This window comes from Kribbella sp. NPDC050459 (assembly GCF_040655315.1).
Lineage (GTDB): Bacteria > Actinomycetota > Actinomycetes > Propionibacteriales > Kribbellaceae > Kribbella.
The window spans coordinates 13,486-36,249 of the sequence record NZ_JBFAJQ010000005.1; the positions used below are offsets into that span (position 1 = coordinate 13,486).

A 22,764-nucleotide genomic window follows, 5' to 3' on the forward strand; every position below is an offset into this window, starting at 1 on the left:
GATGACAAGCAGTTTCCGCCAGTTCGGGGTGGCGGCCCGGGTGCTCCTGTTCTTCACCGTGGTGCTCGGCATCCTGTACCCGCTGGTGATGACCGGCGTCTCCCAGGTGCTGTTCCACGGGAACGCGAACGGCTCGATCGTCAAGGTCGACGGCAAGGCCGCCGGCTCGGACCTGATCGGCCAGGCGTACACGATGGACAGCGGGAAGAAGGACGCCGACGGGCAGCCGATCATGGTCGACGACCCGAAGTGGTTCCAGACCCGCCCGTCCGCGAGCGACTACGACGCGGCCGCCAGCGGCGGGTCGAACCTCGGCCCGAACAACGCGGACCTGGTCGCCGCGGTCGACGAGCGGCGCAAGGCGGTCGCGGCGCTGGAGGGCGTCGCCCCGTCCCAGGTCCCGCCGGACGCGGTCACGGCCAGCGGCAGCGGGCTCGACCCGGACATCAGCCCGGCGTACGCCGCCCTGCAGGTCAACCGGGTCGCCCGGGAACGCGGGCTGAGCGTCGAGGAGGTCCAGAAGCTGGTGAAGGCAAGCACGGAGGGTCGCACCCTCGGTTTCCTGGGTGAGCCGCGCGTGAACGTGGTCAAGCTCAACAGCGCGCTAGCCGCACTCTGAGAGCATGGACTTATGAGCAGGAGCGGCCGCGGGCATCTGCGGATCTATTTGGGGGCCGCGCCCGGCGTTGGGAAGACCTACAAGATGCTGGGCGAGGGCCGTCGCCGGCATGCCCGGGGCACCGACGTCGTGGTCGGCCTGGTCGAGACCCACGGCCGCAGGTACACCGAAGAGATGCTCGGCAGCATGGAGACGGTGCCGCGGCGGATCCTGGACCACCGCGGCGCCAGCTTCACCGAGATGGACCTCGACGCGGTGCTGGCCCGGCGGCCGGAGGTCGCGCTGATCGACGAGATGGCGCACACCAACGTGCCGGGCAGCCGCAACGAGAAGCGCTGGCAGGACATCGAGGAGCTGCTGAACGCCGGGATCGACGTGATCTCGACGCTGAACATCCAGCACCTCGAGTCGATCAACGACGTGGTCGAGAAGATCACCGGCGTACCGCAGCAGGAGACCGTTCCGGACCGGGTGGTGCGGGCCGCGGACCAGATCGAGCTCGTCGACATGACCCCGGAGGCGCTGCGCCGGCGGATGGCGCACGGCAACATCTATGCCGCCGACAAGGTGGACGCTGCCCTGGGCAACTACTTCCGGGTCGGCAACCTGTCCGCTCTGCGGGAGCTGGCGCTGCTGTGGCTCGCCGACCGGGTGGACGCCGGTTTGCAGCAGTACCGAGCCCAGCACGACATCGACTCGACCTGGGACACCCGGGAGCGGGTCGTGGTCGCGCTGACGGGTGGACCCGAGGGCGAGACGCTGATCCGGCGCGCCGCCCGGATCGCCGCCCGGTCCGCCGGCGGCGACGTGCTCGCGGTGCACGTCGCGCGCTCCGACGGCCTGACCGGCGCGAACCCGACCAAGCTCGCCGAGCAGCGCAATCTCGTCGAGAAGATCGGCGGGACCTACCACCAGGTGGTCGGCGACGACATCCCGGCGGCGCTGCTCACCTTCGCGCGGGCGGAGAACGCCACCCAGCTGGTGCTCGGCGGCAGTCGCCGGTCCCGGCTGGGTTCGCTGTTCACCGGCCCGGGGATCGGCGCCACCACGATCCGCGATTCCGGCGACATCGACGTCCACATCGTCACCCATTCGCAGATGGGCCGCGGCCGGCTGCCGCGGCAGCGCGGCGCGCTCTCCCGGCGCCGGAAGATCCAGGGTTTCGTGCTGTCGATCGTTCTGCCGCCGCTGCTGGCGCTGTTGCTCGGACTCGGCGGCGACACGCTGAACCTGACGAGCAACGTGCTGGCGTTCCTGTTCGCGGTGGTCGTGGTCGCGCTGGTCGGTGGCATGTGGCCGGCGATGGTCACCGCGATCGGCGGTTCGCTGGTGCTCAACTACTTCTTCACGCCGCCGACCCGGACGTTCACGATCGCCGAGGTGAACAACGCCCTCGCGCTGGCGATCTTCGTGATGGTCGCCGCGATGGTCAGCTCGGTCGTCGACCGCGCTGCCCGCCGTACCAGGCAGGCGGCCCGGGCGGCCGCGGAGTCGGAGACGCTGGCGACCCTGGCCGGCTCGGTACTGCGGGGCGAGACCGCGCTGCCGGCCCTGCTGGAGCGGGTCCGGGAGGCGTTCGGGATGACCGGGGCGTGCCTGATGGAGCGCGTGGACGATGACGAGCTGACCGAAGTGTGGCGTCCTTTGGCCTCGGCCGGGACCCTCACGTGCACCCGGCCGGAGGAGGCCGACGCGGAGATCCCGGCCCGCGACGACCTGGTGCTGGTGCTGCAGGGCCACCAGTTGGAGGCGGACGAGCGGCGGCTGGTCGGGGCGTTCGCGGCGCACGCGGCGGCCCTCGTCGATCGGGCCCGGTTGAGTGAGGCGGCCGCCGAGGCGAAGCCGCTGGCCGAGGCCGACAAGCTGCGTACGGCGCTCCTGCGGGCCGTCGGCCACGACCTGCGATCCCCGTTGGCGTCGGCGAAGGCGTCGGTGACTTCGCTGCGCAGCGACGACGTCGAGTGGAGCGAGTCCGAGCGCGCGGAGCTGCTGGAGACCGCGGACGAGTCGCTCGACCGGTTGTCGCGGCTCGTCGACAACCTGCTCGACCTGAGCCGGCTGCAGGCCGGCGTACTCCCGGTCTTCACCCGGCCGATGGCGCTCGACGAGATCCTCCCCGGCGTACTGTCCGAGCTGGGCGACGACGCTGACCAGGTGACCGTCGACGTCCCCGACACGCTGCCGCTGGTCGAGGCGGACCCGGCGCTGCTCGAACGGGTGGTGGCGAACCTGCTGGCGAACGCGATCCGCTACTCGCCGCCCGGCCGGACGCCGCTGATCACCGGGAGCGCGCTCGGCGACACCGTCGAGGTCCGGGTGGTCGACCGCGGACCCGGCATCCCGCGGGCGGACCGGGACCGGGTGTTCGCGCCGTTCCAGCGACTCGGCGACACCGACAACACGGTCGGCGTCGGACTCGGTCTGGCGCTCGCCCGGGGACTCGCCGAGGCGATGCACGGCACCTTGCAGCCCGAGGACACCCCAGGTGGTGGACTGACCATGGTGGTCGCCATCCCGACTGCCCCAGCTGACGTGCCGGTCCCCGGCAGCCGTGAACGATCGGAGCAAGGTGACTCGGGTATTGGTGGTTGACGACGAGCCGCAGATCGTGCGGGCGTTGCAGATCAACCTGAAGGCACGCGGGTACGAAGTGCACCTGGCTGGCACCGGTACGTCGGCCCTGAAGGTCGCCGCGCAGCATCCGCCGGAGCTGGTGATCCTCGACCTCGGGCTGCCGGACTTCGACGGCGTCGACGTGATCCGCGGGCTGCGCGGCTGGACCGATGCGCCGATCCTGGTGCTGTCCGGGCGGACCGACCAGACCGACAAGGTCGAGGCGCTGGACGCCGGCGCGGACGACTACGTGACGAAGCCGTTCGGGATCGACGAACTGCTGGCCCGGATGCGCGCCGTACTCCGCCGCAGCAACGTCGCCCAGGACCAGCCGGTCGTCACGGTCGGCGGCGCCGTCGTCGATCTGGCCGCGAAGCGGGTCACGCTCGAGAACGGCGAGGACATCCGCCTCACCCCGACCGAGTGGCACCTCCTCGAAGTCCTGGTCCGCAACCCCGGCAAGCTGATGTCCCAGCGCCAGCTCCTCACCGAAGTCTGGGGCCCCGGCTACGAGACCGCCGGCGGCAACCTCCGCTTCTACATGGGCCAGCTCCGCCGCAAGCTCGAACCCGACCCGGCCCGCCCCAAACACCTGCTCACCGAGCCCGGCATGGGCTACCGCTTCGAACCCTGACGTCCGATTCGTTCAAGACCTGCCGGTGCGGATGGGGAAAGGTGGGGGCATGGACATCTTCACGGCAGGACGGGATTTCGTACGGCGCGACGCTCGGGTGCTCGAGCGGCGGCTCTTCGCCTCGGTGTTCGAAGGAGCTGACCCGCAGGGCGTGGTCGACGCGCTCCGCGGGTTCCAGAACGCCGACGGCGGCTTCGGACAGGGCCTGGAGCCGGACAAGCGGTGCCCGGACAGCCTGCCGCTGGACGTGGAGGTCGCGTTCGACACGATGCTCGCTGCCGGTGCGCGTGACGAGGACATGATCCGGCGGGCGGTGGACTGGCTCGATTCGGTCGCGACCCCTGACGGTGCGGTGCCGCTGTGCGGTCCGGCGGTCGAGGGCTACCCGCGCGCCGAGCACATCACCGAGTGGACCTACCAGCCCGGCATCAACCCGACCGCGGGCCTGGTCGGCCGGCTGCACAAGCTCGGCGTCGAGCACCCGTGGCGTGACAAGGCCGGCGCGTGGTGCGCCGCCGAGCTGGCGAAGGGGTTCCCGGAGGACGCGCACGGCATGCACGAGGCGCTGGAGTTCCTGGAACACACCGGGGACGCCGACTTCGACCGTGTCCGCGAGTGGCTCCCCAAGCTCGCGCACTACCGTGCCGACGCGGCAGACCCGACGTACGGCGTGACGCCGCTGCAGTTCGCCCCGACACCGGACAGCTTCTGGCGCCCGCTCTTCACCGACGCCCAGCTCGAGGCCCACATCGACCGCCTGATCGAGGACCAGCAGGACGACGGCGGCTGGGCGATCACCTGGGAACCGCCCGGCCCGGCCGCGACCCTCGAGTACCGCGGCATCGTGACCGTCGGTGCCCTGCGCACCCTGAAGGCCTACAACCGGCTCTGAGGGTCTCTACGGACAGCTAGCCGGACTCGGCCGGGTGTTCGACCTGGCGGTCGCCCCATTGGGTGAGCAGCCCGCGGGCGATTTCCAGGTCTTCTCGGAGCGAGCGGTCGGCCAAGTCGCCCGGGAGAGCCGCCAACGCGTCCGCCAGCCAGGGGCCGACGGCCGCGGGGGCGAGGTCGTCCGGGGTCAGGCCGGCCAGGCGGATCGCGCGGACGGCGGTGACGAGCTCGCTGGCGAGGACCTCGCGGAGGGCGTCCAGGAGCTGCTTGGTGAGTACGGCGGCTTGCGGGGCGAAGCTGGCGTGCAGCTCGGCGCCGCGGGACAGGGTCGCCGTACCGAGGGTCGCGGGCTGCGCGGCCGAGCGGACCGCGGCGAGTGCGTCGTGCGCGACGTACTCGATCATCATCACGCCCGAGCTCGCCTCCGCGCCGCTGGCGAGGAACCGGCTGAGGCCGGTGTAGTCCGGGTCGACCAGGTTCGCCACCCGGGTCGTCGACAGCGTCGCGACACTGTGCAGGCTGAGCCGGAGCGAGTCCAGCGCGAGCGCGATCGGCATCGCGTGCCAGTTGCCGTTGTGCAGCACGGTGTCGCCGGCCACCAACGGGTTCTCCGCCGCCGCGTTGATGTCGATCCGCACACTGTTGCCGAGGGCATCGGAATGGTCGACGGCCGGGCCGAGCACCTGCGCGAACGCTCTGAGCCCGAAGGGGTCCTGGACTCGCGCGGGAGTGATCGGCAGGTCGTCGAGCAGTTCGCGCATCCGGCGCGCGACCCGGACCTGGCCGGGCTGCGGACGGGCCTCGTGCACCCGGACGTCGTACACCTCGGCGTTGCCGCGCAGCGCAACATGGGACAGGGCGCCAACCAGCGGTACGACGTTGATCAGCGTGGACGCCTCGACGTACGCCAGGCAGCACTCGGCCAGCGTGAGCGCGTTGCTCGACAGCAGCGGGAGCGCGCTGGTCCCGTCGATGACGTCGCCGAGCGCGAGGCCGAGTTCGGCGAGCGGGCCGAGGTCGCCGGTGCCGATCGCGCCGCCGCGGTGCAGGTCCGGCAGGTTGTCGTCGTTGAGCAGGTCGACGATCGCGTCGGCGACCGCCGGTTCGAGTCCGGATCCGCCCGCCGCGAGCTGGTTGACCCGGATCAGCAGCCCCAGCCGGACGACGTCCTTCGGGTACGACGTGGTACCGGTTGTGGAGTGCGATCCGAGCAGCCGCGCGCCGTGCTCCGGGTCGGACGTCAGCACGTCCCGGTTCGCCCCGACGCCGGTGGTCCGCCCGTACACCGGCCGCCGCCCGGCCACGTCGGCCACCACCTGCGCGGACTCGTGCATCCGCTTGCGGGCGTCGTCGCTCAGCCGCACCGCCGTACGCCGCTGCCCGAGCGCGACCGCCTCCAACGGCGACAGCCCGGCACCCGTGAGCTCCACCGGTTCCATCCCCTCAGTGTGGAACCGCCCCGGTCTGTGGAGTAAGCGCCTCGCCCGCTCGAACGTCTCGGATTCGAGACGCAACCGTCGGTAGGGAGCGCAGAATCGGACGCATGACAGTCGAGGACGAAGTGCGCGCCCAGGCGGCCGAGTCGGACGCGGTGCTGATCGGCAACGACGCCGAGCTGATCGCGAGCTGCTGGACCGACGACTGGGTGGCCGTGGACGCCACCGGAGTCACCTCCAAGGCCGACATCATCGGCTGGATCGCGTCAGGCCGGTTGCAGCATCACTCCATGACCACTGTCGGCGGCGAGCGACAGTTGGTGCTTTGAGTGGCAAGCAAACAGCCCGTCACCCTCGGTGGGGGTGACGGGCTGGTGGTGTTGCAGGTTTACGACTGGCCGTAGCGCTTCTTGAACTTCTCCACGCGGCCCTGGGTGTCCATCACGCGCTGCTGGCCCGTGTAGAACGGGTGGCTCGCGGACGAGATCTCGACGTCGACGACGGGATAGGTGTTCCCGTCCTCCCAGACGACGGTCTCGTTGCTCTCGCGGGTCGAACCGGTGAGGAAGCTGAAGTTGCCGGACTTGTCCCGGAAGACGACCCGGCGGTAGTCGGGGTGGATGTCCTTCTTCATGCTGCGGTACTTCCTTCCAAGTAGGGGGCGAACGGATCGGTCAGGGGGTGGACCGCTTCGTCCGCACGCAGGACACAACCGTCGAGGCGCTCCCGTAATTCCCGGGCGTCCAGATCGGCGCCGGTGAAGGACAGGTACGACGCGCGGTCGCCGTACTCGGGGTGCCACTCGAGGGCCGAGCGGGTCTGGTGCTGCTGCCCGACGCTCGCCCAGCGATCGGCCGGGAGGTCGGCGAGCCAGGGGCCGAGGACGCCGATCGAGATGTTCGTGCCGAAGCTGTCCCAGCTCAGCCGGTTGCGGTGCTGCGTCGCGATCCAGAGCGTCCCGCGGCCGCGGCACGTGCCGGCGACCAGGTCTTCGAGGGCGTCGTACAGCCGCTCGGGGTGGAAGGGCCGGGCCGACTGCCAGATGAAGGTCCGCTCCGTCGGGACCGCGATCGAGCCCGGTTCGACGGCGGGGATCGCGAGGTGGAGGCCGATCAGGCCGGTTGTCGTGGTCCTGACCAGCAGTTGCGGGTTGATCGCCTGCAGCAGGTCACGGACCGTGTCGTCGTCAGTGCTCAGGACTGCGGCGTTCGCGGACTCCAGTTGCCGTACGACGACCTCGGCGATCGCGCGACCGTCCTCGGCCGCGGTCGGGACGCCGCGCTCCCGGATCAGCTGGTCGCCGGTGAGGTCGGCTGTCACGGTGGCCGTGTCGACGGTGGTGACGACGGCGTCGACGCGCAGGTCGGTGTCGCGGTCGATCTCGGCCGCGATCGCGTGCGTGTCGCCGGCCGCGGGCACGTTGACGATCGCGACGCCGTACCGCTCGACGGCGGCGATGCTCGCCAGCAGTTGCACCAACGAGCCGCGCATCGCACAGGAGACGCACGGGTGCTCCATCGTGATCACCTCGCGGTCGATCACCCCGGCGGCGGTCCGGGCCGTCCGCACGACGTCGCCGCTGCTCAGGCTGCTCACGTCGTACTCCACGAGGACGCCGGCCGGGCCGGCGGCGGCCAGCAGGTTCCACGCCACGGCACTGCGGAACCCGTCGTCGAGGCCCGTCACCAAGGTCACCGGCAGCATCGACTCTCCCGTCTTGTTGAAAACGATAACCAGTACAAAGTACCCTGCGAGGCGGAATAGCCGCCACCCGGTCGGCGTTCAGCTGAGTAAGAGAAAGGACAGCATGGCCAAGCGCAACGACCTCCGCCCGATCATCAAGCTCCGCAGCACGGCGGGCACCGGCTTCACCTATGTAACGCGGAAGAACCGCCGGAACAATCCCGACCGGCTGGTGATCCGCAAGTACGACCCGGCGCTGCGTGAGCACGTCGACTTCCGCGAAGAGCGCTGATGGCGACCACGGCGAAGGTCGCCCGCAACAACCACCGCCGCCGCACCGCCGCCCACTACTCCGAGCGCCGGTCCACGCTGAAAGCGATCCTCGCCGACCCGCACTCCTCCGCACCCGAGCGCGCCGAAGCTCAACTCAAGCTCCAGAAGCTCCCCCGAGACGCCAGCCCCGTCCGAATCCGCAACCGCGACGCCGTAGACGGCCGCCCCCGCGGCTACATCGGCAAGGCAGGCATCTCCCGAATCCGCTTCCGCACCATGGCCCACCGAGGCGAACTCCCCGGCATCACCAAGTCGTCCTGGTAGCCCCCAGATGTAACCCTCCGATCCAGGCGGATCGGAGGGTTCTCTGTTTCGTACGACCGGCGGTCCTGCGGACACCTGACGGCCGCCAGCGCGCGCGAGTACCCACACGTGGGCTTTGGTTACCCGTGCAGTCGTCGGGTGAGTGCCTTGGCGGCCTGGCGGATTTTGTGGGCCAGGCCGGGGCGTTCTGTGGTGGGGACGGTGTCGGTGCGGAACGTGACGCTGATGGCGGCGACCGGATGGCCGGCGTGGTCTACGGCGGCGCTGGCTACAGAGGCGACGCCGGGGGTGATGAAGGAGTCCTCGACCGCATAGCCCTGGCGTTTCTCGTCGGCGAGGAGGCGGCGGAGTTGGGTGAGGGTTTGCGGGCCGAGATCGGTGCGGCGGACGAACGACTCAGGGGTGGGGAAGAGAGCCCGGACCTGGGCCGGCGGCAGCTCCGCCAGCAGCGCCCGGCCGGATGCGGTGAGCGTGGCAGGCAGCCGTACGCCGACGTCTGTCACCAGCGTGACCGGCCGCGGCGGCTGCTCCTTCAGCAGGTAAACCAGCTCCCGCCCGTGCAGTACGCCGAGATGCGCCGTCTGTCCGACCTCGTGCACCAGCTGCGCGAGCAACGGCCGCGCCAACCGCTCCAGCGGGTCATGCCGCAGGTACGCGGACCCGATCTCGAAGGCCGCCACGCCGAGCCCGTACCGCTTCTCCTCGGGCAGGTGGACGACGAACCCCTCGTCGATCATTGCCCGCAGCAAGTGGTACGTCGACGAGCGCGGCAGCCCGACCGCGGACGCGATGCGCTCCATCGGTACCGGACCCGGCTGGGTGGCCAGGAACGTCAGCACGCGCAACGTGCGGGTCGACGCGGGAACGTTGCCGCTCACAACGGCAGCGTAACCTCACACGCTCGACGAGTCCCGCTTCTTGGCCCGGTTCCGGCGTAACCAGAACCGGAAGCCCTCACCGGCGATCGCGACCGCGAACAGCCCGCCGGCCACACCCCAGTCCATGAATGCGGGCCCGGACACCAGGTAGCCGATGACCAGCGACAGCACCAGGAAGAACGTCAGCGACGTCGCGAGCCGCTTCACAGCGCTTTCTCCGCGGTCCAGGCGCCCGAGGTCTCCCGGTAGCCCAGCCACCGGTTCACCGCGAGCATCGGCTCGTTCGCCGCGTCGTTCCCGGTCGACGCGACCGTGAACCCGGCGTCCCGCGCCCGGGCCAGTGCCACGGACTTCACCACCTTCGCCAGCCCGCGGCCGCGCGCCGAGGGGATCGTGCCGGTCAGGTTCGACCAGATCACTTGCCGGTCCGGGTCCGCGGTCGTGGTCACGAACGACAACACCTGGTCCCCGTCGAGGACAGCGATGCTCAGGTCGTACCGGATGTCCGGGTTGTCCCACGACGTCCGCACCCATTCCTCGTACGCCGGTCCGCCGGACAGCCCGCTCGGGTCGTCGTCGCGGACCTGGACCTCGGCGTCGTACAGCTGCCGCGGGTCCAACGCGTCGTACGTCGCCACGCGCAATCCCTCCGGCGGAGCGAGTGGTTCGCGCGCGGCGGTCAGGTCGGCGGCGGAGTGCGACATCCGCCGGCCGATCGCGAACCCGCGCTGCTCCGCGAACGCCTTGGACTCGGGATCGTCGGCCACGACCACCAGCAACCGCCCCGCGCCGAGTTCCACAGCCCGCTCGGTGATCGTGTCGGTCAACGCACTCCCGATCCCACGCTTGCGGTACTCCGGCGGCACCTGGATCGTCACCCGCACCCGAGGCGCGGAAGCGTCCGGCGGCGGCAGATAGATGTTCGCGTACCCGACCACGTCCGGGCCGTCGACGGCGATCAGCACCTCTTGGCTGTGGGCGTGCCGCAGCTGCAACTCGATCGCGCGCGCGGTCTTCACCAGTTGCGGCATCACCGCTGCCCAGACCCGGGCGACCCCCACCGCATCCTCCGGGCGCGCCGTCCGGATCTCGAACACCATGGCAGGACTCTACGGCTACCGAGGGTCGCGAATGCTGTCTCAGATCCGAGACGGAAAGTACTGCGGTGCTGCTGTCCGGGATCGTTCCCGCGCGGTGCAATGTTCGGGTGGAACACACAGTGAATGTCGGCACCGGACCGCTGACCCCGGCCGAAGTGGTCGCGGTCGCGCGGTACGGCGCGCAGGTACGGATCGACGACCAGGCACTCGAGGAGATCGCGAAGTCACGCGCCGCGATCGAGGCGCTGGCCCACGCGGACACCCCGCACTACGGCGTCTCGACCGGATTCGGCGCACTCGCGACGCGGCACATCGCGCCGGAGCTCCGGGCGCAGCTGCAACGCAGCCTGATCCGCTCGCATGCGGCCGGCTCGGGCCCGGAGGTGGAGACCGAGGTCGTCCGGGCACTGGCCCTGCTGCGGCTGTCGACGCTCGCCACCGGCCGCACCGGCGTGAAGGTCGAGACCGCCCAGGCGTACGCCGGTCTGCTGAACGCGCAGCTGACACCGGTGGTGCACGAGTACGGCAGCCTCGGCTGCTCGGGTGACCTCGCGCCGCTGTCGCATGTCGCCCTCGCGATCATGGGCGAGGGCAAGGTCCGCGATGCCGACGGCAACCTCCTCGACGCGGGCGAGGCGCTGGCCCAGCACGGTCTGCGGCCGGTCGTGCTGGCCGAGAAGGAAGGCCTCGCGCTGATCAACGGCACCGACGGCATGCTCGGCATGCTGCTGCTCGCGCTCGCCGACCTCGACCGGCTGTTCAAGACCGCCGACCTGGCCGCTGCGATGAGCGTCGAGGCCCAGCTGGGCACCGACCGGGTCTTCGCCGAGGACCTGCAGGCTCTGAGGCCGCATCCCGGTCAGGCGAAGGCCGCCGCCAACCTGCGCGCGATCCTCAAGGACAGCGCGATCGTCGCCAGCCACCGCGGCCCGGACTGCAACCGGGTGCAGGACGCTTACTCCCTGCGGTGTTCGCCCCAGGTTCACGGCGCCGCCCGCGACACCGCGGCGCACGCGGCGACCGTCGCCGGCCGTGAGCTCGCCGCCGCGATCGACAACCCGGTCGTACTCCCGGACGGCCGGGTCGAGTCCAACGGCAACTTCCACGGCGCCCCGGTCGGATACGTGCTCGACTTCCTGGCGATCGCCGTCGCGGACCTGGCAAGCATCAGCGAACGTCGTACCGACCGGTTCCTGGACGTCGCCCGCAGCCATGGGCTGAACGCGTTCCTGGCCGACGACCCGGGCGTGGACAGCGGCCACATGATCGCGCAGTACACGCAGGCTGCGATCGTCTCCGAGCTGAAGCGCCTGGCGGTCCCGGCCAGCGTCGACTCGATCCCGAGCAGTGCGATGCAGGAGGACCACGTCTCGATGGGCTGGTCCGCCGCGCGCAAGCTGCGCCGTGCCGTCGACGGCCTGGAGCGGGTGCTGGCGATCGAGATCTTGACCGCCGCACGGGCGCTCGACCTGCGCGCGCCGCTGACGCCCGCCCCGGCCACGGCTGCGGCCAGAGCAGCCCTCCGGGAGCACGTCGAGGGGCCGGCCACCGACCGCTTCCTCGCGCCCGAGCTCGAGCACTCCGTCCGGCTTGTTGCCGACGGCACCTATGTTACCGCTGCCGAGGCCGTCACCGGCCCACTTTCCTAGAAAGGCTGGATCACCCATGTCCGGACCACGTCCCGTCCGCGCACCCCGCGGCACCACGCTCACCGCCCGCGGCTGGCAGCAGGAGGCCGCGCTGCGGATGCTGCAGAACAACCTCGACCCGGAGGTCGCCGAGCACCCCGACGAACTCGTCGTGTACGGCGGCTCCGGCAAGGCTGCCCGGGACTGGAACTCGTTCGACGCGATGGTGCGCACGCTGACCACGCTGAAGGACGACGAGACGATGCTCGTCCAGTCCGGCCGCCCGGTCGGCGTGATGCAGACGCACGAGTGGGCGCCGCGGGTGCTGATCGCGAACTCGAACCTGGTCGGCGACTGGGCCACCTGGGAGGAGTTCCGCAAGCTCGAGGCGATGGGCCTCACGATGTACGGCCAGATGACGGCCGGGTCGTGGATCTACATCGGCACGCAGGGCATCCTGCAGGGCACGTACGAGACGTTCGGCGCGGTCGCGGAGAAGAAGTTCGGCGGCTCGCTCGCCGGGACGATCACGCTGACCGCCGGGCTCGGCGGCATGGGCGGTGCGCAGCCCCTGGCGGTCACGATGAACGACGGTGTGGCGATCTGCATCGACGTCGACGAGTCGCGGATCCAGCGCCGCATCGAGCACCGCTACCTCGACGTCCGGGCGTCCTCCCTGGACGAGGCGTTGCGGCTGGCCGAAGAGGCCAAGAAGGCGCGCCGGCCGCTGTCGATCGGTGTCCTCGGCAACGCCGCGGTGATCGTTCCCGAGCTGCTCGAGCTGGGTGCGCCGATCGACATCGTCACCGACCAGACCTCGGCGCACGACCCGTTGATGTACCTGCCCGTCGGCATCGACTTCGAGGACTGGGCGACCGCCCGCGAGAAGGACCCGAAGGGCTTCACCGAGCGCGCGCAGGCCTCGATGGCGCGGCACGTCGCGGCGATGGTCGGCTTCCAGGACGCGGGCGCCGAGGTCTTCGACTACGGCAACTCGATCCGCGACGAGGCCCGGAAGGCGGGCTACAGCCGCGCCTTCGAGTTCCCCGGCTTCGTGCCGGCGTACATCCGGCCGTTGTTCTGTGAAGGAAAAGGCCCGTTCCGGTGGGCGGCGCTGTCCGGCAACCCGGCCGACATCGCGAAGACCGACCAGGCGATCCTGGACCTGTTCCCGGACAACGAGCACCTCAGCCGGTGGATCAAGCTGGCCGGCGAGCGGGTTGCGTTCCAGGGCCTGCCGGCCCGGATCTGCTGGCTCGGCCAGGGCGAGCGCGACAAGGCCGGCGTCCGGTTCAACGACATGGTGGCCTCCGGTGAACTCGAGGCGCCGATCGTGATCGGTCGCGACCACCTGGACACCGGCAGCGTGGCGTCGCCGTACCGGGAGACCGAAGGCATGCTCGACGGCTCGGACGCGATCGCGGACTGGCCGTTGCTGAACGCGATGGTGAACGTGGCCAGCGGCGCGTCCTGGGTGTCGATCCACCACGGCGGCGGCGTCGGCATCGGCCGGTCCATCCACGCCGGCCAGGTATCGGTTGCCGACGGCACCGACCTGGCCCGGCAGAAGCTGGAGCGGGTGCTCACCAACGACCCGGCGATGGGCGTCATCCGGCACGTCGACGCGGGCTACGACAAGGCCGTCGAGGTCGCGGACGAGCGCGGCGTCCGGGTTCCGATGCGCGAGAGCTAACTGTCTGCGACCGTGGCAATCTGTAGTGCTACGGTGCACTTTCCCGCAGGGTGAGAGACCGCGATACCGCGTGGATTCGGTCTTTCGTTCCGCTAGGGTCAACTGGGCGACCAACGAGCGCGAAGGGGCGCCATGATCGAGTTCGAGGACGTCACCAAGCGGTATCCGGACGGCACCGTCGCCGTCGACGCGTTGTCCCTGCGGATCCCGAGCAACCAGATCACCGTGTTCGTCGGCCCGTCCGGCTGCGGGAAGACCACGTCGCTGCGGATGATCAACCGCACGATCGAGCGGACCGGCGGCACCATCTCGATCGACGGCGAGGACATCAACGGGAAGGACCCGGTCGCGCTGCGGCGCGGCATCGGGTACGTGATCCAGAACGCCGGCCTGTTCCCGCACAAGACCGTCGTGGAGAACGTCGCGACCGTGCCGAAGCTGCTCGGCTGGGACAAGCGCAAGGCGCACAGTACGGCGATGGAGCTGCTCGACCGCGTCGGCCTGGACGTGAAGCTCGCCGAGCGGTATCCGGCGCAGCTGTCCGGTGGCCAGCAGCAACGAGTCGGCGTCGCCCGGGCGCTGGCGGCCGACCCGGCGATCATGCTGATGGACGAGCCGTTCAGCGCCGTCGACCCGATCGTACGCAACCAGCTGCAGGAGGAGTTGCTCCGGCTGCAGCGCGACATCGGCAAGACGATCGTGTTCGTCACCCACGACATCGACGAGGCGATCAAGCTCGGCGACACCATCGCGGTGATGCGGGTCGGCGGCAAGCTGGCCCAGTTCGCGCCGCCGGCCGAGCTGCTCGCCGAGCCCGCCGACGACTTCGTCCGTGACTTCGTCGGGCGGGATCGGGGTTACCGTGCCCTGACGTTCGTGCATCCGGAGGAGCTGCCGGTCGGGCCGCTGCCGGACGAGCTCGCGTTGCGGGACGGCGTACCGGTCGGATGGCGGAACGGCTCGCACGAGCTGCTTCCGCTCGGCGCGGTGTTCAAGCGCGGCGACTCGTTGCGCGCGGCACTGGACGCCGTACTCACCTCACCGACCGGTCGCGGTGTCTGCGTTGACGACGACGGCAAGGCCATCGGCGTCATCGACCAAGGCACGGTCGCAGAGGCGCTCCGGTCATGACCTGGATCGGCGACAACCTCGGGCTGATCTGGGACCAGCTGGTCGAGCACGTGTACCTGGCGATCATTCCGGTGATCCTCGGGCTGATCATCTCGGTGCCGCTCGGGTACGTCGCGACGCGCTACGGGTGGCTGGCGAACCCGCTGGTCGCGTTCGGTGGCATCCTCTACTCGCTGCCGTCGATCGCGCTGTTCATCGTGCTGCCCGCGATCCTCGGCACCAAGGTGCTGTCCACGGTGAACATCATCGTGGCGCTGACCATCTACACAGTGTCGCTGTTGATCCGGAACGTGATCGACGGACTCCGCTCCGTCCCGCCCGACGTCCGGCAGTCCGCGATCGCGGTCGGGTACGGCTCTCTGCACCGGCTGGTCGCGGTGGACCTGCCGATCGCCGTACCGGTCATCTTCACCGGGCTGCGCGTCGTCACGGTCGCGAACATCTCGATGGTGAGCGTCGGCGCGGTGATCGGGATCGGCGGCCTGGGGGAGCTGTTCACGCTCGGCTTCCAGAAGGACTTCCTGACCCCGGTCGTGGTCGGTGTCGTGCTGTCGCTGGCCCTGGCGTTGCTCGCCGACCTCGTCCTCGTGACGCTGCAGCGGGTGCTGACCCCCTGGGCCCGCGTCGCAACCCCTGTGGCGGAGGTGGCCTGACATGTGGGAGTACCTGACCGACTCGTACAACTGGTCCGGCCCCGAAGGTATCTGGGCGCGCATCCTCGAACACCTCTGGTACACGTTTGCCGCGCTCGGACTGTCGACGGCGATCGGGCTGCCGATCGGGCTGCGGATCGGGCACACCCGGCGCGGCGCGTTCCTGGCCATCAACACCGGCAACGCGGCGCGGGCGCTGCCGAGCCTCGGGCTGCTGATGCTGGCGGTGCTGCTGACCGACCAGATCGGGTTCCTGCCGGTGCTGATCGCGCTGGTCGCGCTCGGTATCCCGCCGATCCTCGCGTCGACGTACGCCGGGATCTCGGGTGTCGATCCGGCCACGATCGACGCCGCACGGGGGATGGGGATGACCGGGCAGGAGATCCTGACCAAGGTGGAGATCCCGATCGCGATGCCGCTGATCATCTCCGGGATCCGCAGCGCGACCCTGCAGATCGTGTCGACCGCGACCATCGCGGCGCTGGTGTCGCTCGGCGGTCTCGGACGGTACGTCATCGACGGGCTGAAGCTGCGCGACTTCCCGCAGATGTTCACCGGCGCGCTGCTGGTCGCGCTGCTGGCGCTGCTGCTCGACGCACTGTTCGCCCTGATCGGGCGGATCACTGTCTCGCCGGGACTCAAGATCGGCTGAACTGTCCGGGGTACCTGATGAACTTGAGACACATCCATCGGCACCGGCCGGTGGCTGAACGAGAACACTGGAGGCTCTCGTGTTGAGATCCACACTCATCCGTACTGCGATCGCCGGGATGGCGGTGCTCGGCCTGGCCGGTTGCGGGGGTGGGGGCGACCAGCTCGGCAACGACAACGCGGGGTCCTCGCCCGCGCCGTCGAAGGTGAGCAGCATCACCGTCGGGTCCGCCGACTTCTCCGAGAGCCAGCTGCTGGCGGAGATCTACGGCCAGGCCCTGGCCGCCAAGGGCATCGAGGTGAAGAAGAAGCCGAACATCGGCAACCGCGAGACCTACATGGCCGCGATCAAGGACGGGTCCGTCGACCTGGTGCCGGAGTACACCGGCGCCGCGCTGGCGTACTTCGACAAGAACTCCACCGAGACCGACGCCGACAAGGCGTACGACGCGCTGAAGAAGGCGCTGCCGTCCGGGCTCGAGGTGCTGGACAAGTCGCCGGCCGCCGACGAGGACACGATCGTGGTCACCAAGGCGACTGCGGACAAGTACAGCCTGAAGTCGCTGGGTGACCTGAAGGACAAGAACCTGGTCGCGGGCGGCAGCTCCGAGTTCAAGGTCCGGTCGGCGGGCCTGAAGGGGCTGAAGGAGAAGTACGGCGTCGAGTTCAAGGAGTACAAGACGCTGGACGCGGGCGGTCCGCTGAGCATCAAGGCGCTGCTGGACAACCAGATCCAGGTGACGAACCTGTTCACCACGCAGTCCGTGATCAAGGACGAGGGTCTGGTCCAGCTGGACGACCCGGAGAACATTCTGCCGCCGAACAACATCGTTCCGTTGATCCGGACCGACCACAAGTCCGACGACATCGTGGCGACCCTGAACGCCGTCGACGCCAAGCTGACCACGGAGGCGCTGACCGACCTGGTCAAGCGGATCGATGTCAACAAGGAGAGCGCGGACGCGGTCGCCAAGGACTGGCTGGCGAAGAACCCACTGTCTTGAGCTTCGAATCCCTCTGGGCCGACCAGTCCGCCATCGGCCGCGACCCCGACACCGGCGGCTACACCCGCGGCGGCTGGACCCCCACCGAACGCGAGGCGACGCACTGGTTCCTCGACCAGTGCGCCGCCCGCAACCTCACCGTCGAATCCGACGGCCTAGGCAACCTCATCGCCTGGTGGGGGGCCGGTGATGCGCCGGGAGTGGTGACGGGTAGTCATCTGGATTCGGTGATTGATGGTGGGGCGTTCGACGGGCCTCTGGGGGTGGTGTCGGCGCTGGCGGCTGTGGATCGGTTGCGGGCGGAGGGATTCGAGCCTGGGGTGCCCATCGGGGTGGGCGCATTTGTGGAGGAGGAAGGGTCGCGGTTCGGGATGCCTTGTCTGGGGTCTCGGGTCGCGGCCGGGGTTCTGTCGGCCGAGAAGGCGCTTCAGCTGACAGACAGGGCCGGGGTGCGTCTCGGTCAAGCATTGGAAGAGGCCGGGATTGACCCGGCGGGAGTCGGGCCTTCGCCGCTTCTGCGGCGGATGGGGACCTTCGTCGAGCTGCATGTGGAGCAAGGCAGAGGGCTGACCGCGCCGGTGGGTGTGGCCAGCTCGATCTGGCCGCACGGGCGGTACCGGTTCACCTTCGGTGGTGAGGCCAACCACGCCGGCACCACGCTGATGGAGGACCGGCACGACCCCATGCTCACGTACGCGATGACCGCCCTCGCTGCCAACAAACAGGCCCGGCTCGCCGGTGCCCGCGCGACCTTCGGCCGCCTGTCGGTGGAACCGAACGGAACCAACGCCGTACCGTCGCGGGTCACCGCCTGGCTGGACGCCCGGGCCGCCGACACCGCCACGCTCGAATCATTGCTCGCAGCAATCACCAAGCAGGCGACCGAGCGCGCCGAGCGGGACGGCACCACCCTCGAGGTGACGCCCGAGTCGGTCTCGCCGATCGTGGACTTCCCGGCCGGCCTGCGCGACCGCCTGGTGAACGTGCTCGACGGCGCCCCGGTGCTGCCGACCGGCGCCGGGCACGACGCGGGCGTGTTCTCGGACGCGGGGATCCCGACCGCGATGCTGTTCGTGCGCAACCCGACCGGCGTCTCGCATTCGCCGGCCGAGTACGCCGAGATGGACGACTGCCTGGCCGGCGTCGACGCGCTGGCCGCCGTACTGAAGGACCTCGCCAAGTGACGTCGTACTGGTGCTCGACCGCTCTGCTCCCCACCGGCCTCGCGTCGCGCGTCCTGGTGACCGTCGCGGACGGCAGGTTCGCGACGGTGGAGACCGATGTGGACCCGGGCGACGCGCACGTGCTGCACGGCCTGCTGATCCCCGGTCTCGCGAACTGTCACAGCCATGCGTTCCACCGCGCGCTCCGCGGCCGTACGCAGACCGAGCGCGGCACGTTCTGGACCTGGCGTGACCAGATGTACTCCGTCGCCGCAGCGCTCACCCCCGACACGTACTACGAGCTCGCCCGCGCTGTGTACGCCGAGATGCTGCTCGCCGGCGTCACCGCGGTCGGAGAGTTCCACTACCTGCACCATGCTCCCGGCGGCGGCCGCTACGACGACCCCAACGCCATGGGTATGGCGCTGATCGAGGCCGCCCGGGACGTCGGCCTCCGGATCGCGCTGCTCGACACCTGTTACGTCGCCGGCGGGATCGACCAGCCGCTCAACGAGGTCCAGCAACGCTTCAGCGACGGCGACGCGACCGCCTGGGCCGCCCGGGTCGCGCAGCTCAGGGGCGCGGAGGACGTCGTGATCGGCGCGGCGGCGCATTCGGTACGCGGCGTACCGCACGACCAGCTCGGTGCGGTCGCGGCGGCGTTCCCCGACGTACCGCTGCACATCCACCTGTCCGAGCAGGTCGCCGAGAACGCGGCCTGCCTCGAGGCGTACGGCCGGACGCCCGCGCAGATCCTCGACGAGACCGGCTTCCTCAGCGGGCGGACGAGCGCGGTGCACGCGACCCATCTGACGCCGGTCGACATCGGCCTGCTCGGCAGCTCCGCGGCGTACTCCTGCTTCTGCCCGACCACCGAGCGCGACCTCGCGGACGGGATCGGCCCCTCGGTGCAGTTGCGGGACGCGGGCTCGGCGTTGACGCTCGGGTCCGACAGTCACGCGGTGATCGACCTGTTCGAGGAGATGCGCGCCGTCGAGCTGGACGAACGCCTCGCCTCGCAGGAGCGCGGTCACTGGTCGGCGGCCGAGCTCCTCAGAGCAGCGACGACGGACGGCCACCGCTCGATCGGCTTCGAGGACGCGGGCGTGATCGCTCCCGGCGCCCGCGCCGACCTCGTCGCCGTCCGCACGGACACCGTCCGCACCGCAGGCACCGGCGGCTCACTGGAAACCGTGGTCTTCGCCGCAGCTGCCGCGGATGTGTCGGACGTGATCGTCTCGGGCAACCATGTGGTTGCCGACGGCAAGCACAGTCGTCTGGACGTCCCGGCGCAGCTGGCCGCCTCGATCGCGGCGGTGACCCGATGACCTCGCTGCTCCTGACCGGCATCAGCTCCCTGGTCACGAACGACCCCACGCACGGCGGCCCGCTCGGTGAGCTCCACGACGCGGCGCTGGTGATCGACGGCAGCACGGTCGCCTGGACCGGCCGACGAACCGCGGCCCCGGCAGCCGACGCAGCGGTCGACCTCGGCGGCCGGGCGGTGATCCCGGGCTTCGTCGACTCGCACTCGCACCTGGTGTTCGCAGGCGATCGCGCCGAGGAGTTCGCGGCCCGGATGACCGGTACGCCGTACTCGGCCGGTGGGATCCGGACCACGGTGGCGGCGACCCGCGAGGCCACCGACGAGCAGCTGACCGCGAACGTGGCCCGTCTGGTGACCGAGATGCGCCGCCAGGGCACGACCACCGTCGAGATCAAGTCCGGCTACGGGCTGACGGTCGCCGACGAGGCGCGGGCGCTGCGGATCGCGCGGCAGTTCACCGACGACACGACGTACCTCGGCGCCCATGTCGTACCGGCCGACTACGCCGACGACCCGGCGGGGTACGTGGCGCTGGTGACTGGCCCGATGCTCGACGCGGCGGCCGAGCACTCGACGTGGGTCGACGTCTTCGTGGAGCGGGGAGCGTTCGACGCGGACCAAGGGCGGGCGATCCTCCGGGCCGGGCTGGCGCGGGGCCTGCAGGCTCGCGTGCACGCCAACCAGCTCGGCGAGGGTCCTGGCGTCCAGCTCGCGGCCGAGGTCGGTGCCGCCTCGGCCGATCACTGCACCTATCTCACCAATGCGGATGTCGACGCACTCGCCTCGAGCGGCGTCGTCGCCGGTCTGCTCCCGGCGATCGAGTTCTCCACCAGGTCGCCGTACCCCGACGCCCGCCGTCTCCTCGACGCCGGCGTCACCGTGGCCCTCGCCACCGACTGCAACCCCGGCTCCGGCTACTCGTCCTCGATGCCGTTCTGCATCGCCCTGGCCGTCCGCGAAATGCGCATGACCCCCGCCGAGGCCCTCTGGTCCGCCACCGCCGGCGGCGCCGCCTCCCTCCGCCGCACCGACGTCGGCCACCTGACCCCCGGCGCCCGAGCCGACCTGGCCGTCCTCGACGCCCCGTCCTACCTCCACCTCGCCTACCGCCCCGCCGTCCCCCTGGTGACCCAGACCTTCATCGCCGGCCGACCGGTTTAGGCGGACCGCCATCACTCACCAACCTCGCGTCACCTGCCCACCGCACGCTCAGCTGCGGGGTCAGGCGGCGCGCAGCAGGTGCTTGGTGAGTGACGGGAGTCCGGCTGCCCGCTCGATCGTGGCGATCACCCAGTCGGGGTCGTACATGATGTCCTCCCAGCTGAAGCGGAGCACTCGCCAACCTCGGGCCGTCAGATTCGCCTGCCTGCGGCAGTCCTTGACCAGCGCTCGCCGCGTCCCGTGGAAGGCGAATCCGTCCGCCTCGAGGCCTAGAAGCAGCCGGGGGTGGCCGAGGTCGAGGCGAGCCGAGAACTCCGCGTCGCGCACCGGCAGTTGAGGAACGAAACCTTCGATTCCGCGCTCGATCAGCAAGTAGCGCAGGACGGACTCCAGCACTGATTCCGCGCGACCGTCGGCGAACGCGACCATCCGCTGAACCCGCCGACGGTGTGGTCCTCGTAGTCGGGACGCTGCGGCGAGGAGCGTGTCGTGCTCGACACTTCCCGTGCGCAAGGCCGAGTCCGCTACGGCGAGCCCTTCCGCAGGCGGCAAAGTACGCAGGCAGTCCAGGACGGTCCGAAGCGGGGTGGTGACGTCGTCCAGCGCGGGAACCTCCGCCCAGTGCGCGACGCAGGGCAGCCCGCTGCGGCGTCGGGCCCGGCCGGGCGGCAGCGTGACGTGCGGCAGGCCGGGCGGGTTGATCACCCCGAAACCCCAGTGCTGCGCAGCGCTGAGATGCGAGACGACACCGCCGTGGCTTCGAGCCGCGGTCAGTGCCGGTGGTGCGACAGGCAACGCGTAGACACCTTTCGCCACCCGGTTGATCACTCCCGACCTGAGCGCGCTGCGGATGGCGCGTGCGGACACCACCGCGCGAAGATCCGCGAACGTCGCGGATCCGCCGCGCCTGCCGATCACCTCGGCCACATCTGCCATGAATCCAGCATGGTGAATTCGCGCGGCGCGGCGCGCGCGTTGTCCACAGGCGGACCGCCACCACCCAGTAAGCGCGCCACCAGTGCGGCGCCCACGCTCGATCGGGCGTGCGAGGTGCGCGTTCGGGCGCCTTGGTGAGTGATGGCGGTCCGCAAAACCACATGCCTCCACTTCGCAATCAGGGCACCATTGCCGTATGGACACGAGAGCACGGCTTCGGGGTGCGTTTCGGTGGCAGACGGATCGGGGCGTCTGAAGTAGTTGTGCGGACGTCACCGGGTGGTGGCGGGACGCGGAGTTGTTGCGGGAGATCGGGCCGGCGCTCGCGGGGCTGTACGACGTGCGGCCGACGGTAGTGCTCGGGCCGGTGTCGCGGGGGTCGCTGGTCGGGGCGTTGACGGCGGCCGCGCTCGGGGTCGGGTTCGTGGAGATGCGGAAGCGCGCCGGCTCGTCCGTCGACAGTGATCGGTGGGTACGGCGTACGACGGCGCCCGACTACCAGGACCGGCACGTGGTGTTCGGGTTCCGGCGGAAGCTGATCGGGGCCGGGGATCGCGTGGTGATGGTCGACGACTGGGTCGACACCGGGGCGACGGCACGGGCAGCGCGGGCGCTGGTGGAGGACTGCGGCGCGCACTGGGTCGGTGCGGCCTGCATCGTCGACGCACTCACCGATCCGCGGCTCCGCCACGACCTCCCGGTCCGCTCACTCCTCGACGTACGCCAGCTCTGATCAGCGCACGCCCTGGTAAAGACCGGGCGGGGCGAACTGGCGGGCCGCCTCGTCCAGCGCCGGGACGAGCTCGGGGTTCGGGCCGAGCGGGATCGCGAACTGACCGTCCGCGTCCCGACGGCCCGCGAGCTCGGGGTGGCGCCTGGGCCGGAGCAATGTCCGTAGCTTCAGCGCGGGGAGGCCGGCGACGGCGAGCAGGATCACGGCGAGGACCAGGAACGTGATCCGGACGC

25 protein-coding genes are annotated in these 22,764 nt (G+C 70.3%); 17 read left to right on the forward strand and 8 right to left on the reverse strand.

Annotated elements, in window-relative coordinates; genetic code table 11:
- Position 1 precedes the first annotated feature (1 nt).
- The 4 genes from kdpC to AB0I12_RS18845 are packed head-to-tail and all read left to right on the forward strand — an operon-like array spanning position 2 to position 4,758.
- A complete protein-coding gene (gene kdpC, locus AB0I12_RS18830) occupies positions 2–619 on the forward strand; it encodes a K(+)-transporting ATPase subunit C (RefSeq protein WP_359930946.1) in 618 nt (205 codons plus the stop codon).
- Between the two features lie 12 nt (positions 620–631).
- Entirely contained in the window at positions 632–3,211 is a 2,580-nt protein-coding gene (locus AB0I12_RS18835) for a DUF4118 domain-containing protein (protein WP_359930949.1), read from the forward strand.
- Positions 3,189–3,866 (forward strand): response regulator, encoded by a 678-nt coding sequence (locus AB0I12_RS18840; RefSeq protein ID WP_134012015.1) that lies wholly within the window; start codon positions 3,189–3,191, stop codon positions 3,864–3,866. The genes AB0I12_RS18835 and AB0I12_RS18840 overlap by 23 nt, the downstream gene beginning before the upstream one ends.
- A 49-nt stretch (positions 3,867–3,915) precedes the next feature.
- Positions 3,916–4,758, forward strand: coding sequence for a hypothetical protein (locus tag AB0I12_RS18845; RefSeq protein ID WP_359930952.1), 843 nt, complete (start codon positions 3,916–3,918; stop codon positions 4,756–4,758).
- A gap of 16 nt (positions 4,759–4,774) precedes the next feature.
- On the opposite strand, the gene AB0I12_RS18850 is transcribed toward AB0I12_RS18845, so the two are convergent.
- Positions 4,775–6,196 carry an aromatic amino acid ammonia-lyase gene (locus tag AB0I12_RS18850; RefSeq protein ID WP_359930955.1) on the reverse strand — a complete coding sequence of 474 codons (1,422 nt, stop codon included), beginning with the start codon at positions 6,194–6,196 and terminating at the stop codon, positions 4,775–4,777.
- A gap of 104 nt (positions 6,197–6,300) precedes the next feature.
- Between AB0I12_RS18850 and AB0I12_RS18855 the strand changes: the two genes are divergently transcribed.
- The gene (locus AB0I12_RS18855; protein WP_359930958.1) at positions 6,301–6,522 is read left to right on the forward strand and encodes a hypothetical protein; all 222 of its coding nucleotides are present in this window, start codon (positions 6,301–6,303) and stop codon (positions 6,520–6,522) included.
- 59 nt (positions 6,523–6,581) lie between these two features.
- Here AB0I12_RS18855 and AB0I12_RS18860 read toward each other — a convergent pair whose 3' ends face one another.
- Both AB0I12_RS18860 and AB0I12_RS18865 read right to left on the reverse strand, forming a co-directional pair.
- A complete protein-coding gene (locus AB0I12_RS18860; RefSeq protein ID WP_359930961.1) occupies positions 6,582–6,827 on the reverse strand; it encodes a type B 50S ribosomal protein L31 in 246 nt (81 codons plus the stop codon).
- Positions 6,824–7,897 (reverse strand): GTP-binding protein, encoded by a 1,074-nt coding sequence (locus AB0I12_RS18865; RefSeq protein ID WP_359930964.1) that lies wholly within the window; start codon positions 7,895–7,897, stop codon positions 6,824–6,826. Before AB0I12_RS18865 ends, AB0I12_RS18860 begins: the two co-directional genes overlap by 4 nt.
- 103 nt (positions 7,898–8,000) lie before the next feature.
- On the opposite strand from AB0I12_RS18865, the gene rpmG reads away from it, so the two are divergent.
- Together rpmG and rpsN are read left to right on the forward strand one after the other, a co-directional pair.
- Positions 8,001–8,168 (forward strand): 50S ribosomal protein L33, encoded by a 168-nt coding sequence (gene rpmG / locus AB0I12_RS18870; RefSeq protein ID WP_359930967.1) that lies wholly within the window; start codon positions 8,001–8,003, stop codon positions 8,166–8,168.
- Positions 8,168–8,473 carry a 30S ribosomal protein S14 gene (gene rpsN, locus AB0I12_RS18875; RefSeq protein WP_359930969.1) on the forward strand — a complete coding sequence of 102 codons (306 nt, stop codon included), beginning with the start codon at positions 8,168–8,170 and terminating at the stop codon, positions 8,471–8,473. The genes rpmG and rpsN overlap by 1 nt, the downstream gene beginning before the upstream one ends.
- A 119-nt stretch (positions 8,474–8,592) precedes the next feature.
- On the opposite strand, the gene AB0I12_RS18880 is transcribed toward rpsN, so the two are convergent.
- From AB0I12_RS18880 to AB0I12_RS18890, 3 genes are read right to left on the reverse strand one after another with little or no spacing between them, the layout of a single operon-like run.
- Positions 8,593–9,351, reverse strand: coding sequence for an IclR family transcriptional regulator (locus tag AB0I12_RS18880; protein ID WP_359930972.1), 759 nt, complete (start codon positions 9,349–9,351; stop codon positions 8,593–8,595).
- Positions 9,352–9,366: 15 nt separating this feature from the next.
- Positions 9,367–9,558: a hypothetical protein gene (locus tag AB0I12_RS18885; protein ID WP_359930975.1), complete on the reverse strand. Its 192-nt coding sequence runs from the start codon at positions 9,556–9,558 to the stop codon at positions 9,367–9,369.
- Positions 9,555–10,451 (reverse strand): GNAT family N-acetyltransferase, encoded by an 897-nt coding sequence (locus AB0I12_RS18890; RefSeq protein WP_359930977.1) that lies wholly within the window; start codon positions 10,449–10,451, stop codon positions 9,555–9,557. The genes AB0I12_RS18885 and AB0I12_RS18890 overlap by 4 nt, the downstream gene beginning before the upstream one ends.
- A 107-nt stretch (positions 10,452–10,558) precedes the next feature.
- Here AB0I12_RS18890 and hutH point away from each other — a divergent pair, with 107 nt between their 5' ends.
- The 9 genes from hutH to hutI all read left to right on the forward strand — a co-directional run bounded on the left by hutH (position 10,559) and on the right by hutI (position 20,862).
- Positions 10,559–12,100, forward strand: coding sequence for a histidine ammonia-lyase (gene hutH, locus AB0I12_RS18895; RefSeq protein WP_359930980.1), 1,542 nt, complete (start codon positions 10,559–10,561; stop codon positions 12,098–12,100).
- 16 nt (positions 12,101–12,116) lie between these two features.
- On the forward strand, positions 12,117–13,772 hold the full coding sequence (hutU, locus tag AB0I12_RS18900) for a urocanate hydratase (protein ID WP_359930983.1): 1,656 nt from the start codon (positions 12,117–12,119) through the stop codon (positions 13,770–13,772).
- Between the two features lie 132 nt (positions 13,773–13,904).
- Positions 13,905–14,903 (forward strand): ABC transporter ATP-binding protein, encoded by a 999-nt coding sequence (locus tag AB0I12_RS18905; RefSeq protein WP_359930986.1) that lies wholly within the window; start codon positions 13,905–13,907, stop codon positions 14,901–14,903.
- Positions 14,900–15,556 carry an ABC transporter permease gene (locus AB0I12_RS18910; RefSeq protein ID WP_359930989.1) on the forward strand — a complete coding sequence of 219 codons (657 nt, stop codon included), beginning with the start codon at positions 14,900–14,902 and terminating at the stop codon, positions 15,554–15,556. The genes AB0I12_RS18905 and AB0I12_RS18910 overlap by 4 nt, the downstream gene beginning before the upstream one ends.
- Position 15,557: 1 nt before the next feature.
- Entirely contained in the window at positions 15,558–16,208 is a 651-nt protein-coding gene (locus AB0I12_RS18915) for an ABC transporter permease (RefSeq protein ID WP_359930992.1), read from the forward strand.
- Between the two features lie 79 nt (positions 16,209–16,287).
- Entirely contained in the window at positions 16,288–17,211 is a 924-nt protein-coding gene (locus AB0I12_RS18920; protein WP_359930994.1) for an ABC transporter substrate-binding protein, read from the forward strand.
- A complete protein-coding gene (locus tag AB0I12_RS18925) occupies positions 17,208–18,395 on the forward strand; it encodes an allantoate amidohydrolase (protein WP_359930997.1) in 1,188 nt (395 codons plus the stop codon). Before AB0I12_RS18920 ends, AB0I12_RS18925 begins: the two co-directional genes overlap by 4 nt.
- Complete coding sequence (locus AB0I12_RS18930) at positions 18,392–19,702, forward strand: formimidoylglutamate deiminase (RefSeq protein ID WP_359931000.1); 1,311 nt, start codon at positions 18,392–18,394, stop codon at positions 19,700–19,702. The genes AB0I12_RS18925 and AB0I12_RS18930 overlap by 4 nt, the downstream gene beginning before the upstream one ends.
- On the forward strand, positions 19,699–20,862 hold the full coding sequence (gene hutI, locus AB0I12_RS18935) for an imidazolonepropionase (RefSeq protein WP_359931003.1): 1,164 nt from the start codon (positions 19,699–19,701) through the stop codon (positions 20,860–20,862). The genes AB0I12_RS18930 and hutI overlap by 4 nt, the downstream gene beginning before the upstream one ends.
- Positions 20,863–20,922: 60 nt before the next feature.
- On the opposite strand, the gene AB0I12_RS18940 is transcribed toward hutI, so the two are convergent.
- Positions 20,923–21,798, reverse strand: a complete 876-nt coding sequence (locus AB0I12_RS18940) for a type IV toxin-antitoxin system AbiEi family antitoxin domain-containing protein (protein WP_359931006.1) — start codon at positions 21,796–21,798, stop codon at positions 20,923–20,925.
- Between the two features lie 298 nt (positions 21,799–22,096).
- Between AB0I12_RS18940 and AB0I12_RS18945 the strand changes: the two genes are divergently transcribed.
- The gene (locus tag AB0I12_RS18945) at positions 22,097–22,531 is read left to right on the forward strand and encodes a phosphoribosyltransferase family protein (protein ID WP_359931009.1); all 435 of its coding nucleotides are present in this window, start codon (positions 22,097–22,099) and stop codon (positions 22,529–22,531) included.
- Here AB0I12_RS18945 and AB0I12_RS18950 read toward each other — a convergent pair whose 3' ends face one another.
- Positions 22,532–22,687, reverse strand: coding sequence for a hypothetical protein (locus AB0I12_RS18950; RefSeq protein ID WP_359931011.1), 156 nt, complete (start codon positions 22,685–22,687; stop codon positions 22,532–22,534).
- Between the last annotated feature and the right edge of the window lie 77 nt (positions 22,688–22,764).

What these genes read in the sequence shown, in the direction of transcription:
- kdpC (WP_359930946.1), top strand. Translation starts at nt 2, where the DNA reads ATGACAAGCAGTTTCCGCCAGTTCGGGGTGGCGGCCCGGGTGCTCCTG.
- AB0I12_RS18835 (WP_359930949.1), top strand. Translation starts at nt 632, where the DNA reads ATGAGCAGGAGCGGCCGCGGGCATCTGCGGATCTATTTGGGGGCCGCG.
- AB0I12_RS18845 (WP_359930952.1), top strand. Translation starts at nt 3,916, where the DNA reads ATGGACATCTTCACGGCAGGACGGGATTTCGTACGGCGCGACGCTCGG.
- AB0I12_RS18850 (WP_359930955.1), bottom strand. Translation starts at nt 6,196, where the DNA reads ATGGAACCGGTGGAGCTCACGGGTGCCGGGCTGTCGCCGTTGGAGGCG.
- AB0I12_RS18855 (WP_359930958.1), top strand. Translation starts at nt 6,301, where the DNA reads ATGACAGTCGAGGACGAAGTGCGCGCCCAGGCGGCCGAGTCGGACGCG.
- AB0I12_RS18860 (WP_359930961.1), bottom strand. Translation starts at nt 6,827, where the DNA reads ATGAAGAAGGACATCCACCCCGACTACCGCCGGGTCGTCTTCCGGGAC.
- AB0I12_RS18865 (WP_359930964.1), bottom strand. Translation starts at nt 7,897, where the DNA reads ATGCTGCCGGTGACCTTGGTGACGGGCCTCGACGACGGGTTCCGCAGT.
- rpmG (WP_359930967.1), top strand. Translation starts at nt 8,001, where the DNA reads ATGGCCAAGCGCAACGACCTCCGCCCGATCATCAAGCTCCGCAGCACG.
- rpsN (WP_359930969.1), top strand. Translation starts at nt 8,168, where the DNA reads ATGGCGACCACGGCGAAGGTCGCCCGCAACAACCACCGCCGCCGCACC.
- AB0I12_RS18890 (WP_359930977.1), bottom strand. Translation starts at nt 10,451, where the DNA reads ATGGTGTTCGAGATCCGGACGGCGCGCCCGGAGGATGCGGTGGGGGTC.
- hutU (WP_359930983.1), top strand. Translation starts at nt 12,117, where the DNA reads ATGTCCGGACCACGTCCCGTCCGCGCACCCCGCGGCACCACGCTCACC.
- AB0I12_RS18905 (WP_359930986.1), top strand. Translation starts at nt 13,905, where the DNA reads ATGATCGAGTTCGAGGACGTCACCAAGCGGTATCCGGACGGCACCGTC.
- AB0I12_RS18910 (WP_359930989.1), top strand. Translation starts at nt 14,900, where the DNA reads ATGACCTGGATCGGCGACAACCTCGGGCTGATCTGGGACCAGCTGGTC.
- AB0I12_RS18915 (WP_359930992.1), top strand. Translation starts at nt 15,558, where the DNA reads ATGTGGGAGTACCTGACCGACTCGTACAACTGGTCCGGCCCCGAAGGT.
- hutI (WP_359931003.1), top strand. Translation starts at nt 19,699, where the DNA reads ATGACCTCGCTGCTCCTGACCGGCATCAGCTCCCTGGTCACGAACGAC.
- AB0I12_RS18940 (WP_359931006.1), bottom strand. Translation starts at nt 21,798, where the DNA reads ATGGCAGATGTGGCCGAGGTGATCGGCAGGCGCGGCGGATCCGCGACG.